At 68.6% G+C, this 15,972-nt stretch carries 18 protein-coding genes; 17 read left to right on the top strand and 1 reads right to left on the bottom strand.

Annotated elements, in window-relative coordinates; translation table 11 throughout:
- The first annotated feature begins 97 nt into the window (after nt 1-97).
- Genes QRN16_RS10800 through QRN16_RS10790 form a run of 3 tightly spaced genes read left to right on the top strand, consistent with a single transcriptional unit; the run spans nt 98 to nt 2,593 of the window.
- Nucleotides 98-1,339: a dihydrolipoamide acetyltransferase family protein gene (locus QRN16_RS10800; RefSeq protein ID WP_222632348.1), complete on the top strand. Its 1,242-nt coding sequence runs from the start codon at nt 98-100 to the stop codon at nt 1,337-1,339.
- A 7-nt stretch (nt 1,340-1,346) separates the two neighbouring features.
- Nucleotides 1,347-1,784, top strand: coding sequence for a GNAT family N-acetyltransferase (locus tag QRN16_RS10795; protein ID WP_027506044.1), 438 nt, complete (start codon nt 1,347-1,349; stop codon nt 1,782-1,784).
- A gap of 14 nt (nt 1,785-1,798) precedes the next feature.
- On the top strand, nt 1,799-2,593 hold the full coding sequence (locus tag QRN16_RS10790; RefSeq protein ID WP_027506043.1) for an SDR family NAD(P)-dependent oxidoreductase: 795 nt from the start codon (nt 1,799-1,801) through the stop codon (nt 2,591-2,593).
- On the opposite strand, the gene QRN16_RS10785 is transcribed toward QRN16_RS10790, so the two are convergent.
- On the bottom strand, nt 2,569-3,483 hold the full coding sequence (locus QRN16_RS10785) for a DUF5996 family protein (RefSeq protein ID WP_285186547.1): 915 nt from the start codon (nt 3,481-3,483) through the stop codon (nt 2,569-2,571). The two genes, QRN16_RS10790 and QRN16_RS10785, sit on opposite strands and share 25 nt — an antisense overlap.
- 48 nt (nt 3,484-3,531) lie before the next feature.
- On the opposite strand from QRN16_RS10785, the gene QRN16_RS10780 reads away from it, so the two are divergent.
- The 14 genes from QRN16_RS10780 (at nt 3,532) to nuoK (ending at nt 15,971) form a co-directional block, all read left to right on the top strand.
- The gene (locus QRN16_RS10780) at nt 3,532-4,482 is read left to right on the top strand and encodes a ring-cleaving dioxygenase (RefSeq protein ID WP_285186546.1); all 951 of its coding nucleotides are present in this window, start codon (nt 3,532-3,534) and stop codon (nt 4,480-4,482) included.
- Nucleotides 4,479-5,108: an MSMEG_1061 family FMN-dependent PPOX-type flavoprotein gene (locus QRN16_RS10775; RefSeq protein WP_285186544.1), complete on the top strand. Its 630-nt coding sequence runs from the start codon at nt 4,479-4,481 to the stop codon at nt 5,106-5,108. The genes QRN16_RS10780 and QRN16_RS10775 overlap by 4 nt, the downstream gene beginning before the upstream one ends.
- An 87-nt stretch (nt 5,109-5,195) precedes the next feature.
- Entirely contained in the window at nt 5,196-5,588 is a 393-nt protein-coding gene (locus tag QRN16_RS10770) for an Rv3143 family two-component system response regulator (protein ID WP_056440992.1), read from the top strand.
- 178 nt (nt 5,589-5,766) lie between these two features.
- The gene (locus QRN16_RS10765; protein ID WP_027506038.1) at nt 5,767-6,126 is read left to right on the top strand and encodes an NADH-quinone oxidoreductase subunit A; all 360 of its coding nucleotides are present in this window, start codon (nt 5,767-5,769) and stop codon (nt 6,124-6,126) included.
- Between the two features lie 27 nt (nt 6,127-6,153).
- On the top strand, nt 6,154-6,708 hold the full coding sequence (locus tag QRN16_RS10760) for a NuoB/complex I 20 kDa subunit family protein (RefSeq protein ID WP_027506037.1): 555 nt from the start codon (nt 6,154-6,156) through the stop codon (nt 6,706-6,708).
- Nucleotides 6,705-7,352: an NADH-quinone oxidoreductase subunit C gene (locus QRN16_RS10755; RefSeq protein WP_222649955.1), complete on the top strand. Its 648-nt coding sequence runs from the start codon at nt 6,705-6,707 to the stop codon at nt 7,350-7,352. Before QRN16_RS10760 ends, QRN16_RS10755 begins: the two co-directional genes overlap by 4 nt.
- Nucleotides 7,352-8,662, top strand: coding sequence for an NADH dehydrogenase (quinone) subunit D (gene nuoD / locus QRN16_RS10750; protein WP_285186539.1), 1,311 nt, complete (start codon nt 7,352-7,354; stop codon nt 8,660-8,662). The genes QRN16_RS10755 and nuoD overlap by 1 nt, the downstream gene beginning before the upstream one ends.
- Entirely contained in the window at nt 8,659-9,507 is an 849-nt protein-coding gene (gene nuoE / locus QRN16_RS10745; protein ID WP_082544271.1) for an NADH-quinone oxidoreductase subunit NuoE, read from the top strand. The genes nuoD and nuoE overlap by 4 nt, the downstream gene beginning before the upstream one ends.
- Nucleotides 9,504-10,820, top strand: a complete 1,317-nt coding sequence (gene nuoF, locus QRN16_RS10740) for an NADH-quinone oxidoreductase subunit NuoF (protein ID WP_285186536.1) — start codon at nt 9,504-9,506, stop codon at nt 10,818-10,820. The genes nuoE and nuoF overlap by 4 nt, the downstream gene beginning before the upstream one ends.
- Complete coding sequence (locus QRN16_RS10735) at nt 10,817-13,192, top strand: NADH-quinone oxidoreductase subunit G (protein WP_285186534.1); 2,376 nt, start codon at nt 10,817-10,819, stop codon at nt 13,190-13,192. Before nuoF ends, QRN16_RS10735 begins: the two co-directional genes overlap by 4 nt.
- Nucleotides 13,189-14,463: an NADH-quinone oxidoreductase subunit NuoH gene (nuoH, locus tag QRN16_RS10730; RefSeq protein WP_051613413.1), complete on the top strand. Its 1,275-nt coding sequence runs from the start codon at nt 13,189-13,191 to the stop codon at nt 14,461-14,463. Before QRN16_RS10735 ends, nuoH begins: the two co-directional genes overlap by 4 nt.
- A complete protein-coding gene (gene nuoI / locus QRN16_RS10725; RefSeq protein ID WP_027506032.1) occupies nt 14,456-14,980 on the top strand; it encodes an NADH-quinone oxidoreductase subunit NuoI in 525 nt (174 codons plus the stop codon). The genes nuoH and nuoI overlap by 8 nt, the downstream gene beginning before the upstream one ends.
- The gene (locus tag QRN16_RS10720; protein ID WP_285186529.1) at nt 14,977-15,675 is read left to right on the top strand and encodes an NADH-quinone oxidoreductase subunit J; all 699 of its coding nucleotides are present in this window, start codon (nt 14,977-14,979) and stop codon (nt 15,673-15,675) included. The genes nuoI and QRN16_RS10720 overlap by 4 nt, the downstream gene beginning before the upstream one ends.
- On the top strand, nt 15,672-15,971 hold the full coding sequence (nuoK, locus tag QRN16_RS10715) for an NADH-quinone oxidoreductase subunit NuoK (RefSeq protein WP_056440973.1): 300 nt from the start codon (nt 15,672-15,674) through the stop codon (nt 15,969-15,971). Before QRN16_RS10720 ends, nuoK begins: the two co-directional genes overlap by 4 nt.
- Nucleotide 15,972 lies beyond the last annotated feature (1 nt).

Below are 15,972 nucleotides of genomic sequence, written 5' to 3'. Positions count from 1 at the left end.
GCTCACTCGGTCGACCGTCTCTTGCGCACTGTGCGGCGTGGTGATTGTGTGATCTGACACACAGCGTTCACGAGTGCACTCACGAGGAGCATCCGCCATGTCCACGGTCAAGACATTCCTGCTGCCGGACCTCGGCGAGGGGCTCGCCGACGCCGAGCTGCTCACCTGGTCGGTCGACGTCGGCGACACCATCACGCTCAACCAGACCATCGCCGAGGTCGAGACCGCGAAGGCGTCCGTCGAACTGCCGTCTCCCTATGCCGGCGTGGTCGTGGCGCGGCACGCCGAGGAGGGCACCACCATCGACGTGGGCGCACCGTTCCTCGACATCGAGGTGGCGGGTCCGGCGACGACCGGTCCGGCCTCGCCCGACACCGCCGACGAGGCGGCAGCCGACGCGCGTCCCGAGCCGTCGGTCGAGAAGGCGGAGTCCGAGACGGTCGGGGCCGCGCCGACGCGGACGCCAGTCCTCGTCGGCTACGGCGTCGCGGAGGAGACATCGAGTCGTCGGCCCCTGGCCGCGCCGCCGGTACGCAAGGAAGCGCGTGAGCGCGGTATCGACCTCGCGACCGTGGCCCCGACGGGACCGCACGGCAACGTGACCCGCGACGACCTGGCCGTCTCCTCCGCGCCGCACGCGGACGAGGAGCGCACACCGATCAAGGGCGTCCGCAAGCACACCGCCGAGGCCATGGTGCGCAGCGCGTTCACCGCGCCGCACGTCACCGAGTTCGTCACCGTCGACGTCACACCGATGATGGAGTTGCTCGACGAGCTGAAGGCGAGCCCACTGCTGGCCGGCGTCCGCGTGACGCCGCTCGCTCTCGTCGCGAAGGCCCTGCTCATCGCCGTCCGGGAGCACCCGAGCCTCAACTCGTCGTGGGACGAGGCGGCGAACGAGATCGTCACCAAGAAGTACGTGAACCTCGGTATCGCCGCGGCGACACCGCGCGGGCTGATGGTTCCCAACATCAAGAACGCGCAGACCCTCGGATTCCGCGACCTGTGCTCGTCACTGTCCGCGCTCACCGCCGTCGCCAAGGAGGGGAAGACCGGTCCGGCGGAGCTCGCCGACGGGACCATCACGATCACCAACATCGGCGTGTTCGGCATCGATTCGGGCACCCCGATCCTCACGCCCGGCGAGGCCGCCATCCTGTGCTTCGGGGCCGTCCGGCGTCAGCCGTGGGAGTACCGCGGGGAGATCGCGCTGCGACACGTCACGACCCTCAGTCTGTCGTTCGACCACCGGCTCGTCGACGGCGAACAGGGCTCCAAGTTCCTGTCCACCGTCGCGACCCTGCTCTCGGATCCGGTGGGGTTCGCGGCCCTGGGATAGTGGTGCGGTGACCAGCATCCATCACGCCACCGTTCGAGACGTCGATCCCGTTGCGCTGTACCGCGTCCTGCAGTTGCGCACCGAGGTGTTCATTCACGAGCAGGGCATCGTCGGCGAGCAGGAGATCGACGGGCGCGATCTCGAACCCACGACCACCTTGTTCTGGTCGGAGGAGCCGAACGGCGACGTGCTCGCGACACTGCGGGTGTTGCAGGACGAGGTGCCGGCCCACATCGGCCGCGTCGCCACGGCGTCGGCGGCACGCGGACGCGGGCTGGCCGCCGACCTGGTGCGGGCGGCGATCGAGTTCGCGGGCACCGACGTCGCGATCTCCGCCCAGGCCTACCTGGAGGAGTGGTACGTGCGCCTCGGCTTCGTGCGCACCGGGCCGAACTATCTGGAGGCAGGAATAGACCACCTGCCGATGCTGCTGACCCGTACCTGACACCAGGAGGACACATGCAGATCGATCTGAGCGGCCGGACAGCCCTCGTCACGGGTTCCACGCAGGGCATCGGCTACGCCATCGCCGTCGGCCTCGCCCGAGCGGGAGCGACCGTGCTGATCAACGGCCGGTCCGACGCGTCCGTCGGTGCGGCACTCGACCGTCTCACCGCGGAGGTACCCGACGCGACGGTCGTCGCGGCCCCGGCGGACGTCAGCACGGAGGACGGCACACGCGCCCTGGTGCAGGCACACCCCGATGTCGACGTCCTGGTGAACAATCTCGGAATCTTCGGCGCCACACCGGCTCTGGAGATCGACGACGACGAGTGGCGCCGCTATTTCGAGGTCAACGTCCTCGCCGCCGTGCGTCTGATCCGCGCCTACCTTCCGGGTATGAAGGACCGGGGCTGGGGACGGGTCCTGTCGATCGCCAGCGACTCGGCCGTCGTAATTCCGGCCGAGATGATCCACTACGGCATGTCCAAGACCGCGCTGCTCGCGGTGTCGCGCGGCTTCGCGAAGGAGGCGGCCGGCTCGGGCGTGACCGTCAACTCCGTCATCGCCGGACCGACACACACGGGAGGTGTCGAGACCTTCGTCCGCGATCTGGTGGGCGACGAGTTGCCGTGGGACGAGGCGCAGCACGAGTTCATGGTGAAGTACCGCCCGCAGAGCCTGATCCAGCGACTCATCGAGCCCGAGGAGATCGCCAACATGGTGGTCTACCTCAGTTCACCTCTCGCGTCGGCCACCACGGGCGGCGCACTGCGCGTCGACGGCGGCTACGTGGACTCGATCCTGCCCTGACCGTCGGGCCACTCCGCGAGGTCCGCGGCGATGCGTGCAGTGCTCTCGAGGAACTCCCGCAGCAGGGCGTCGCCGTCCTCGGCCTCCCGCACCGCCGAGTAGGGGAGCACGAACTCTCCGAGATCGCGATCGAAGTACGCCTGCGCCGGCTCGACGGCCGCGGTGTCGAAGCCGTCGGGTTGCGGGTAGGCGTACGAGTAGAAGATGCCCTCCGACGCCCCGCCGGGCCAGTACCCGGCGCTCGACACCTCCTCGTTGTAGGCCTCGTGCATCACCCAGTCGGGGCAGTTGGGCACCCCGCCCGGATGCTGCGCCGCCGGGCGACCCGAGAACCGGGTCACCGCCAGGTCGAAGGCCCCCCAGAAGAAGTGGGACGGACTGGACTTCCCGCGGAATTCGCCGCGGAACGCGGAGAACACCCGATGCGCCGACACCAGCGAGCGCCAGTATCGCGTCATCGCCTCGGCGTCGTAGCTGGCATGCACGGTGTCCCGGGCGAACGGGATGGCGGGGTCGACCTCGACGGGAGAGCCCATGATCGAGACGTGGACCCCGAGCGCCTCGAGGTGGGCGAAGAACTCGTCGTGGAAGTCCGCGACCGTGCGCGGCCGCAACTCCATCTCGCGTGCGTCGCCCCACGTGGTCTCGATGGTCAGCCGGTGTCGGAGGAAGTCGAAGCGGATCTCGACTCCGCCGCCGCGGTACGGCATGAGCGAGGTGGTGAGTCCGGACGCATCGACGTAGGACGTCACGCCCCACCAGTGGTTGAGCGGTGGCGCCAGAGCCATGCGCACCTTGCCGACGATCTGCGTCCACATGTGCACGGTGTCGCGGGTGTCCTGCCACGAGTCCACGACGAGTTCCGGCCAGGCATCGTTCGTATCGGTCACTGCATCCCTTTCACGGAGATATCGGCGCACACGTAGGACGATGGTCCCATGACGACACTCGCCCCTCTCGGTCTTCACCACGTCACCGCCATCGCGTCGGACCCCGGCCGGAACGTGGAGTTCTACACGCGCGTGCTCGGCCTGCGGTTGGTGAAGCAGACCGTCAACTTCGACGACCCCGGCACCTACCACCTGTATTACGGGGACGAGCACGGGAGCCCGTCGTCGCTCATCACCTTCTTCCCGTGGAAGGACGTCGAGCGCGGACGACAGGGAACCGGACTCGCGACCTCGACAGCGTTCAGCGTTCCGGGCTCGTCGCTGTCCTTCTGGCACGACCGGCTCCGGGAGCTGAACGTGCGCGTCGAGGCGCCGGTGACCCGCGGCGACGACGAGGTCCTGCGCCTGTACGACCACGACGGCATGGTCCTCGACCTGATCGCCTCCGACGGGGACACCCGCTCCGGCTGGGACGGCGTGGCATCGGTGCCCACCGAATACGCGGTGCGCGGACTGCACTCGGTCACCCTCACCGAGACGACACTCGACGCGACAGCCGAGCTGCTCACCGACCGGATGAGCATGACCGTCGCCGCGGACGGTGCCGCGAGCGCGCGGTTCGCCATGGCCGCGGGCGGCGCGGGCGCGCTGGTCGACGTCGTCACCGACCGCAGCGACCGTGGTCTGCAGGCAGGCGGCACCGTTCACCACGTCGCCTTCCGTGCGCCCGACCACGAGACGCTCACCGCCTGGCGCACCGAGCTGGTCGACAGCGGAGCGCACGTCACCGAGATCCTGGACCGGCAGTACTTCCAGTCGATCTACTTCCGGGAACCGGGCGGCGTGCTGTTCGAGATCGCGACCGAGGCGCCGGGATTCGACGTCGACGAGCCACTGCTCGAACTCGGGCGCTCGCTGAAGCTGCCGCCGTGGCTCGAGCCGACGCGGGAGCAGATCGAGCAGAATCTCCCGGCACTCCCGGTGGGTGACGCGTCGTGACGTGGACACAGGTGACCGACCGCGAGACGCTGACGGCGATGTTCGGCACGCCGAGCTTCCGCGCCGCCCACAAGGATCGCCCCCGGCTGCATCCGCTCGACCGCGACTTCCTCGCGGCCTCGCCGTTCTGCCTGGTGGCCACCGCCGACGAGACCGGACGGTGCGACGTCTCACCGAAGGGAGACCCGCCCGGCTCGCTGGTGCACGTCCTCGACGACGCCACCATCGCGCTGGCGGAAAGGCCCGGCAACAAGCGGATGGACGGATACCGCAACGTGCTGAGCAACCCGTTCGTGGGTCTCGACTTCCTGGTCCCCGGACGCGGGGACACGCTGCGCATCAACGGCCGCGCGCGGTTGATCTCCGACGCGCCGTTCTTCGACGACCTCGTGGTCAAGGGACACCGCCCGATCCTCGCGCTCGTCGTCGACATCGAGCAGGTCTTCCATCACTGCGCCAAGGCGTTCCTGCGGTCACGGCTGTGGGAGCCGGACACCTGGAATCCGTCGGTGCTGCCGACGGTCGCAGAGATCTCCAAGACGCTGATCCCCGACTCGCCGGAATCGCTCGAGGAACTGCGGGCGTACTACGGGCCGGCATACGAGGAGTCGCTGTACCGGTCGTAGATGCGCTCCGCGCCTGTGCGTCTTTTGCGCATCCAGGCATACGCAAAAGGCGCACGGGCGCGAAGCGCACTGGGTAACGTCCCACCCGTGGCGGACGCAACATTGTCGGTGCTGATCTACAGCAGCCACGCGTCCACGCGGGCGCTCGTCCACCAGGCGCTGGGCCGTCGCCCGCACCCCGACCTGCCCGAGATCGAGTATCTCGACGTGGCGACGGCGCCCGTCGTGATCGAGCACCTGGATCGCGGCGGTGTCGATCTCGTGATCCTCGACGGCGAGAGCGCTCCCGTCGGCGGGATGGGCCTCGCGAAGCAACTGCGCGACGAGATCGACCCGTGTCCACCACTTCTCGTGCTCACCGGCCGCCCCGACGACGCGTGGTTGGCCACCTGGTCGCGTGCCGACGCGTCGGTGTCGCACCCGATCGACCCACTCGAACTCGGCCGCGCCGTGGTGGGACTGCTCCGCGATCCTGCCTGAGGCCCCGCCGGATCTCCGATCTCTGACGCCGGGGGATCACCGATTCGCGACGATTGTGAGCCCGAGTCACCAAACCGGACCCATCGCGACGAAAAAGTCCTACTGTGTGGCACAGATCACCTCGAGGCGTAGGGCGGTTCCGGTCGGAACCCACGACACGGGCAGGAGTTCGAGTGGCATGAACGCATATGTGCCGGTCCTCGTTCTCGGCGCGATCGCGGTCGCCTTCGCGCTGTTCTCGGTCCTCGTGGCATCGGAAGTGGGACCGAAGCGATACAACCGCGCCAAGCTCGACGCGTACGAATGTGGCGTCGAGCCCACCCCGCAGCACATCGGCGGCGGTCGCTTTCCGGTCAAGTTCTACCTCACCGCAATGCTTTTCATCATCTTCGACATCGAGATCGTGTTCCTGTACCCGTGGGCTGTGCACTTCGAGGCACTGGGTGTGTTCGGTCTCGCCGCGATGGCCCTGTTCATCGTCAACGTTTCCGTCGCCTACGCATACGAGTGGCGTCGTGGAGGTCTCAGCTGGGACTGATCCACTCGCCGTGGAAGAAGTGATCGCATGGGATTGGAAGAGAAGCTGCCGAGCGGCTTCCTGCTGACCACTGTCGAAGGCCTCGCCGGCTTCGCCCGCAAGGGGTCTCTGTGGCCCGCGACCTTCGGACTGGCGTGCTGTGCGATCGAGATGATGTCGACGACGTCCGGCCGGTTCGATCTCGCCCGATTCGGTATGGAAGCCTTCCGCGCCTCCCCCCGCCAGGCGGATCTCATGATCGTCGCGGGACGGGTGAGCCAGAAGATGGCACCGGTGCTCCGACAGGTGTACGACCAGATGGCCGAGCCGAAATGGGTTCTGGCGATGGGTGTCTGCGCGTCCTCGGGAGGAATGTTCAACAACTACGCCATCGTGCAGGGCGTCGACCACGTGGTACCGGTCGACATCTATCTGCCCGGTTGTCCGCCGCGGCCCGAGATGCTGATCAATGCCATCCTGCAGTTGCACGCGTCGATCCAGGCGATGCCGCTGGGCGTCGACCGCGAGAGGGCCATCGCCGAGACCGAGAAGGCCGCGCTGAGTTCTCCGTCCGTCATCGACGCGAAGACGCTGCTGCGATGAGAGCGCGGGGCATGTTCGGAGTGCGCGGTTCGGGCGACACGTCGGGTTACGGCCGACTGGCGCCGCCGAAACCCCGACACGACAACGCGAGTCGACCGTTCGGTGGGGACCACGACGTCGTGGCGGACGCACTGGAGTCGGCGCTCGCGGCTCGGGGCGAACGTTGGGACGACGCCGTCGAGCGTGCCGTGCTCCACCGCGGTGAGCTGACTCTGCACATCGCGCGTACGCACCTGCCCGCTGTCGCGTCCGCGCTACGCGACGATCAGGCACTCCGCTTCGAACTGTGTCTCGGCGTCAGTGGCGTCCACCAGCCCGGCGAGACCGGACGCGAGCTGCACGCCGTCTACCATCTGCAGTCCATCACGCACGGTCGTCGGTTGCGTCTCGAAGTGTCAGTGCCGGAGTCCGACCCGCACATTCCGTCGCTGTGCGGCATCTACCCCACCACCGACTGGCACGAGCGCGAGACGTACGACTTCTTCGGCATCGAGTTCGACGGGCACCCGTCCCTGACACGCATCGAGATGCCCGACGACTGGGTGGGGCACCCGCAACGCAAGGACTACCCGCTGGGCGGCATCCCGGTGGAGTTCAAGGGCGCGCGGATCGCGCCCCCCGATCAGCGCAGGTCGTACAACTGATGACACTCGAGAAGGATCACACCACGCCGACCGTCTACACCGTGTCGGGCCAGGACTGGGACGAGATCGTCGACCTGGCCGGCACCGCCGGTGAGGAGCGCATCGTCGTCAACATGGGACCGCAGCACCCCTCCACGCACGGGGTCCTCCGCCTCATCCTCGAGATCGAGGGGGAGACCGTCACCGAGGCGCGGTGCGGAATCGGCTACCTGCACACCGGTATCGAGAAGAACCTCGAGTACCGGAACTGGACGCAGGGCGTCACCTACGTGACGCGGATGGACTACCTGTCGCCCTTCTTCAACGAGACGGCGTACTGCCTCGGCGTGGAGAAGCTGCTCGGCATCACCGACGACGTGCCGGAACGCGCGACCGTGATCCGGGTGTTGCTGATGGAACTCAACCGCATCTCCTCGCACCTGGTCGCTCTGGCCACCGGCGGCATGGAGCTCGGCGCGGTCACCGCCATGCTCTTCGGATTCCGGGAACGTGAACTGATCCTCGACATCTTCGAGACGATCACGGGCCTGCGGATGAATCACGCGTTCGTCCGGCCGGGCGGGCTGGCGATGGACCTGCCCGACGACGCCGTGCCGAAGATCCGGGACCTGCTGCACCTGTTGCCGATCCGCCTGCGCGACATGAGCGCGATGCTGGACGACAACCCCATCTGGAAGGGTCGGACCCGCGGCATCGGGTACCTCGATCTCACCGGGTGCATGGCACTCGGGATCACCGGTCCGGTGCTGCGTGCCACGGGCTTGCCCCACGATCTCCGTCGCGCGGAGCCCTACTGCGGCTACGAGACCTACGAGTTCGACGTGATCACCGAACAGGAGAGTGACTGCTACGCGCGGTATCTCATCCGTGTCGACGAGATGAGCGAGTCGCTGAAGATCGTCGAACAGTGCCTCGACCGACTGGCGCCGGGGCCCGTGATGGTGTCGGACAAGAAGATCGCGTGGCCTGCGGACCTGGTCTCGGGCCCCGACGGACTGGGCAACTCCCGCGAGCACGTGCAGAAGATCATGGACGGATCGATGGAATCGCTGATCCACCATTTCAAGCTCGTCACCGAGGGCATCCGCGTGCCCGAGGGACAGGTGTACGTCGCGGTGGAGTCACCCCGCGGCGAGCTGGGTGTGCACATGGTCTCCGACGGTGGATCCCGGCCCTACCGTGTGCACTTCCGGGACCCGTCGTTCACCAATCTGCAGGCCGTCGCGGCGATGTGCGAGGGCGGCATGGTGTCCGACGTGATCGCGTCCGTGGCGAGCATCGATCCCGTGATGGGTGGGGTGGACCGATGAGCGCACGGGAACCGGTGGCGATACCCTTCGGACCCCGTCCGGAGGAACGCGTCCAACTCGTGCGACCAGGCGCCCGGCGGACCTACCCCGAGGACGTGCTGGCTCGCCTCGAGGCGGACGCCGCCACCATCGTGGCCCGCTACCCGCGCGCCCGGTCCGCGATCATCCCGATCCTTCATCTGCTCCAGGCCGAGGACGGGTACCTCACCCCCGCCGCGATCGACTTCTGTTCGCACACACTCGACCTCACGGGTGCCGAGGTCGCGGCGGTGGCGACGTTCTACTCGATGTACCGCCGCGAGCCGACAGGCGACTACCTCGTCGGCGTGTGCACCAACACTCTCTGCGCCGTGATGGGCGGGGACGCCATTCACGAGGCCCTCGTCGACCACCTCGACGGCGTCACGGACGGCACCGTGACGCTCGAACACATCGAGTGCAACGCCGCCTGCGACTACGCACCGGTGGTGATGGTGAACTGGGAGTTCTTCGACAACCAGACTCCCGAGTCGGCGCGCACGCTGGTCGACGAACTCCGCGCCGGGCGCCCGGTCACCCCGACGCGCGGTGCGACCCTGTGCACCTTCCGCGAGACCTCGCGCATCCTGGCGGGCTTCCCTGACACCCGGCCCGGCGCGCTCGACGCACCGACCGCAGGCGAGGCGACGCTGGCAGGCCTGCGTGTCGCGCGGGAGAAGGACATGCGCGCCCCCGATCACGCGGAACCCGACGCGGCGGCGGCAGCCGAGCCGCCGACGGACTCCACCCCGGACAAGCCCGCGCCCGCCCCGTCGGCCGATGTGCCCCGCCCGGACGGCACTGCAGCGAAGGAGGCCCGGCCGTGACACTCACCCCGGTTCTGAGCCGCTACTGGGACGAGCCCGAGTCCTGGACTCTGGACACCTACCGCCGCCACGGCGGGTACGACGGTCTCGCCGCAGCCCTGGCGATGACACCCGACGAGGTGATCGGCACGGTCAAGGACTCGGGCCTGCGTGGTCGCGGCGGCGCCGGCTTCCCCACCGGCACGAAGTGGAGCTTCATCCCCCAGGACGGCCCGACACCCGCGAACCAGACCGTGCCGCACTACCTGGTGGTGAACGCCGACGAGTCGGAGCCGGGCACGTGCAAGGACATGCCGCTGCTGATGGCCACACCCCACGCGCTGGTCGAGGGCATCGTGATCGCGGCGTACGCCATCCGCTCGTCGCACGCGTTCGTCTACCTCCGCGGTGAGGTGGTGCCGGTGCTGCGGCGGCTGCAGGCCGCGGTCGCCGAGGCCTACGCCGCGGGGTATCTGGGCACGGACATCCAGGGCTCCGGGTTCGATCTGGACCTCGTCGTCCATGCGGGGGCGGGCGCCTACATCTGCGGCGAGGAGACCGCACTGCTCGACTCCCTCGAGGGGCGCCGCGGCCAGCCCCGGCTGCGGCCACCGTTCCCCGCCGTGGCGGGCCTCTACGCGAGCCCCACCGTCGTCAACAACGTCGAGTCCATCGCGAGTGTGCCGACGGTCCTGGCGCGCGGGACGCAATGGTTCCGCTCGATGGGCAGTGAGAAGTCACCCGGCTTCACGCTGTACTCGCTCTCCGGCCACGTCACCCGCCCCGGACAGTACGAGGCGCCGCTCGGCATCACGTTGCGCGAGTTGCTCGAGCACGCGGGCGGTGTCCGCGCCGGGCACACGCTGAAGTTCTGGACACCCGGCGGATCCTCCACCCCGATTTTCACGGCCGAGCACCTCGATGTCCCGCTCGACTACGAGGGCGTGAGTGCCGCGGGATCGATGCTCGGCACGAAAGCACTCCAGATCTTCGACGAGACGACGTGCGTGGTCCGCGCGGTCCGTCGCTGGAGCGAGTTCTACGCGCACGAATCGTGCGGGAAGTGCACCCCGTGCCGCGAGGGCACCTACTGGCTGGTGCAGATACTCGCGCGCCTCGAGAACGGCACCGGATCGGAGGGTGACCTGCAGAAGCTGCTCGACGTCGCCGACAGCATCCTGGGAAAGTCGTTCTGCGCGTTGGGAGACGGGGCGGCCAGCCCCATCGTCTCGTCGATCGCCCACTTCCGGGACGAGTACGTGGCGCACGTGGAGCAGGGTGGATGCCCCTTCGATCCGCACCTCTCCACCCTGATGGCAGGACAACTGACATGACCGCGGTGCAGAACGGCGGCGCGCGCGCCGAGACGACGGTGGACATCACCCTCGACGGCGTCCCGATGTCGGTCCCGAAAGGCACCCTGGTCATCCGGGCGGCCGAGATGCTCGGTGTGCAGATCCCGCGGTTCTGCGACCACCCGCTGCTCGACCCGGTCGGCGCGTGCCGGCAGTGCCTGGTCGATGTCGAGGGCCAACGCAAGCCCTTGGCGTCGTGCACCACCACGGTGTCCGACGGCATGGTGATCCGGACGCAGCACAGCTCGGAGATCGCCGAGAAGGCGCAGCGCGGAGTGATGGAACTGCTCCTGATCAACCATCCGCTCGACTGCCCGGTGTGCGACAAGGGTGGCGAGTGCCCGCTGCAGAACCAGGCCATGTCCACCGGCCGCACCGAGTCGCGCTTCACGGAGACCAAACGCACGTATCCCAAGCCGATCCCCCTGTCGACCGAGGTCCTGCTCGACCGGGAGCGGTGCGTCCTCTGCGCCCGGTGCACGCGCTTCTCCGAGCAGATCGCCGGTGACCCGTTCATCGATCTGCTCGAACGCGGTGCGCTGCAACAGGTCGGCATCTACGGCGCCGAGCCGTTCGAGTCGTACTTCTCCGGCAACACCGTGCAGATCTGCCCGGTGGGTGCACTCACCAACACCGCCTACCGATTCCGCGCGCGGCCCTTCGACCTGGTGTCGACTCCCAGCGTCTGCGAGCACTGCTCCAGTGGGTGCGCCCAGCGCACGGACCATCGCCGCGGAAAGGTGTTGCGTCGGTTGGCCGGCGATGATCCCGAGGTCAACGAGGAATGGAGCTGCGACAAGGGCCGCTGGGCGTTCGCGTACGGCACGCTGCCCGATCGCCTCGACACCCCGCTGGTCCGCCGCGGAACCACCCTCGAGCCCGCGTCGTGGTCGGAGGCCCTGGCGGTGGCCGCCCGCGGCCTGGCGGAGGCTCGCGGACACGCCGGGGTGCTCACCGGGGGTCGTCTCACCGTCGAGGACGCGTACGCCTACAGCAAGTTCGCACGGATCGCGCTGGGTACCAACGACATCGACTTCCGGGCCCGCCCGACGTCCGAGGAGGAGACCGACTTCCTGTCCGCTCGGGTGGCCGGCCGCGGGATCGACGTCACGTACGCCGCACTCGAGGCCGCACCGATCGTCGTCCTCGTGTCCTTCGAACCGGAGGAGGAGAGCCCCATCGTCTTCCTCCGCCTGCGGAAGGCAGTGCGCGGGGGACACACTCGCGTACTGACACTGGCGCCCTTCGCGTCGCCCGGCAGCACGAAGCTGAGAGCCGACGTGCGTCCCACGGTGCCGGGGACGGAGGCCGCGGGGCTGGCGGACCCGGACGTGCTCGACCAGCTGCGCGTGCCGGGCGCGGTGATCCTCGTCGGCGAGCGCGCGGCGTCGAGCCCCGGCACCCTCGCCGCGGTCGCGCGCACCGCCGACACCACCGGCGCCCGCGTCGCGTGGATCCCCCGCCGTGCCGGTGACCGCGGCGCCCTCGACTCGGGTGCGTTCCCCACCCTCCTGCACGGAGGTCGCCGGGTGGACGACCCCGCGGCTCGGCGCACGGTGGCCGCGGCGTGGGGTGTCGACGATCTGCCGGCGACACCGGGCCGGGACACGGTCGGCATCCTCGGCGCCGACCTCCGCGCGCTCGTCGTGGCCGGTGTCGAGCTCGACGACCTCCCCGATCCCGAGGCGGCCCGCGCCGCGCTCGACCGAGTCCCCTTCGTCGTCGCACTGGACCTGCGCAGCAGCGAGGTGACCGACCGGGCCGACGTCGTGTTCCCGGTCGCCGCCGTCGCGCAGAAGGCCGGATCGTTCACCACCTGGGAAGGCCGCCGGCGCACGTTCGGAGCAGCACTCCCGACGCCGTCCATGATGGCCGACCTGCGGGTCCTCGACGCGATCGCCACCGAGATGGGTCACCGCCTCGGACTGCCGGACGCCGACGCGGCACGCCGCGAACTCGACGCGGCCGGGTCGGCACCCGGATCCCCCGACGTTCCGGACCGCGGCAGCGCGGCACCGACCGCCCTCGGCGCAGGAACCGCCGTACTGGCCGGCTGGCGGATGCTGCTCGACGCCGGGCGGATGCAGGACGGGGAGACCGATCTCGCCGGCACGGCGCGGACCCCCGTCGCCCGGCTGTCGCCCGCGACCGCGGCCGACACCGGGGTGTCCGACGGTGAGCCACTGACCGTCTCCACCGACTCGGGGTCGATCACGCTGCCGCTCCACGTCACCGCCATGCCGGACCACGTGGTGTGGCTGCCGTCGAACTCGGCACCGTCCCGAGTGAGTGCGACCCTCCACGTCGCACCCGGTGCCGCCGTGCGTCTCTCGGCAGGAGCACCGTCATGACCGACCTCTCCGTCTTCGGGATCGACCCACTGTGGCTGGTCGTCGCCAAGGCGCTCGCCGTCTTCGGCTTCCTCGTGCTGACACCGCTCATCGCGATCTACGCCGAGCGCAAGGTCATGGCCTGGATGCAGATGCGCATCGGCCCCAACAGGGTCGGGCCGTGGGGCATCCTGCAGAGCCTCGCCGACGGTGTGAAGCTCGCCCTGAAGGAGGGGATCGTCCCGAGGGGCGTGGACCGTCCGATCTACCTGCTGGCACCGATCATCTCGGTCGTCCCCGCCTTCATGGCCTTCGCCGTGATCCCGTTCGGCCCCACCGTGTCGGTGTTCGGGCACATCACCCCGCTCCAGCTGACCGACATGCCCGTCGCGGTGCTCTACATCCTGGCCGTGACCTCGATCGGTGTGTACGGCATCGTCCTGGCCGGGTGGTCGTCCGGTTCCACGTATCCGCTTCTGGGAGCACTGCGCTCGACCGCGCAGGTGATCTCGTACGAGGTGGCCATGGGCCTGAGCTTCGCGGCCGTGTTCCTCTACGCGGGCACCATGTCGACGTCCGGCATCGTCGCCTCGCAGGAGCGCCTGTGGTTCGTCGTGATGCTGCTGCCGTCGTTCCTCGTCTACATCACCTCGATGGTGGGCGAGACCAACCGTGCGCCGTTCGATCTCCCCGAGGCGGAGGGCGAACTGGTCGGCGGATTCCACACCGAGTACTCCTCGCTCCGGTTCGCCATGTTCATGCTCGCGGAGTACGTGAACATGGTCACCGTCTCGGCGCTCGCGACCACGCTTTTTCTCGGCGGCTGGCGCGCCCCCTTCCCGATCAGCCTGTGGGACGGCGCCAATCAGGGCTGGTGGCCCGTTCTCTGGTTCACGATCAAGGTGTGGGGCTTCCTGTTCGTCTTCGTCTGGCTCCGCAGCACCCTGCCACGCCTGCGCTACGACCAGTTCATGAACTTCGGGTGGAAGGTGCTCATTCCCGCTGCGCTGCTGTGGATCATGGTCATCGCGGCCGTGCGCGTCCTCCTCCTCGACTCCCCGCACGTCCGGCCGGTCACCGTGGTGGTGTCACTGGTCTACACCGCCGCCCTGATCGCCGTGCTCGCCCGGACGCTACGGCGTGGGCGCCTGGAACGGACCCACTCCGGTGCGACGGCGGACCAGCAGGGGGTCGATGCCGCGGCGGGCGGGTTCCCCGTGCCTCCGATGCCGGACCGCTCACCCGGTCCGGCACGCCCTCGACCCATCACCAAGGAGACGACCGATGCCTGAATTCCTGGGACCTGTCGCGGGTTTCGGCGTCACCTTCGCCACCATGTTCAAGAAGCCGGAGACCGAGTCGTATCCGGAGGAGAAGGTACCGACGGCGACGCGGTACCACGGCCGTCACCAGCTGAATCGCTACGCGGACGGCCTGGAGAAGTGCATCGGCTGCGAACTGTGCGCGTGGGCGTGCCCCGCCGACGCCATCTACGTCGAGGGCGCCGACAACACGGAGACCGAGCGGTACTCGCCCGGCGAACGGTACGGGCGCGTCTACCAGATCAACTACCTGCGGTGCATCGGGTGCGGTCTGTGCATCGAGGCGTGCCCCACCCGCGCCCTGACCATGACCAACGAGTACGAGATGGCCGACGACAACCGCGCCGATCTGATCTACGAGAAGACCGATCTGTTGGCCTCGCTCGCCGAGGGGATGGACGCGCCCCCGCACGCCATGGCCGACGGCGCCACCGACGAGGACTACTACCGCGGGGCCGTCATCGCCCGGCGGGAGGCGGACCGATGATCGTCTCGACCTCCGAGGCCATCGCCTTCTGGATCCTCGCCCCGCTCGCTCTCATCGGCGCGCTGGGCGTCGTGGCGTCGGCGAAAGCCGTGTACTCGGCTCTGTTCCTGGCATCGACGATGGTGGTGCTCGCGATCTTCTACATCGTCCAGGGTGCCGTCTTCCTCGGTGTCGTCCAGATCGTGGTCTACACCGGCGCCGTGATGATGCTCTTCCTCTTCGTACTCATGCTCGTGGGGGTGGACTCGTCGGACTCGCTCGTCGAATCGCTACGGGGGCAACGCATCGCGGCCATCGTCGTGGGTCTCGGATTCGGTGTCCTGCTGATCGGGGGGCTCGGCAATGCCGCGCTGAGCGACTTCCGCGGCTTCACCGCGCAGTCGCCGGCGAACGTCGAGGGGCTCGCCGAGCTGGTGTTCGTGCGCTACGTGTGGGCCTTCGAGCTCACCGGAGCGCTGCTCATCACTGCCACGATCGGTGCCATGGTGCTGACCCACCGGGACGCCGTCGGCCGGACCAGAACCCAGAAGGAGCTGTCGCAGGACAGGTTCCGCTTCGGAGACCGCGTGACACCGCTGCCGAGTCCGGGTGTCTACGCACGCCACAACGGTGTGGACCGGCCCGCTCGTCTCCCCGACGGCAGCGACGCCGAGTCGTCGGTCAGTCGGCAGTTCCGCGACGGGCCGAGCCGATGAACCCGGAGTACTACCTGTACCTGTCCGCGGCCCTGTTCACCATCGGCGCCGCCGGTGTCCTCCTGCGCCGCAACGCCATCGTCGTCTTCATGTGCATCGAGCTGATGCTCAACGCCGCGAACCTGGCCTTCGTGACGTTCTCGCGGATGCACGGCGGACTGGACGGACAGGTCTTCGCGTTCTTCACGATGGTCGTCGCCGCCGCCGAGGTGGTGGTGGGTCTGGCCGTCATCATGGCGATCTTCCGCTCTCGTCGATCCGTCTCGGTCGACGACGACAGTCTGTTGAAGTACTGAC

The sequence above is a fragment of the Rhodococcus sp. MEB041 genome, from assembly GCF_030208955.1.
Taxonomy (GTDB): Bacteria; Actinomycetota; Actinomycetes; order Mycobacteriales; family Mycobacteriaceae; genus Rhodococcoides.
This window is presented reverse-complemented; position numbering and strand designations above follow the sequence as displayed.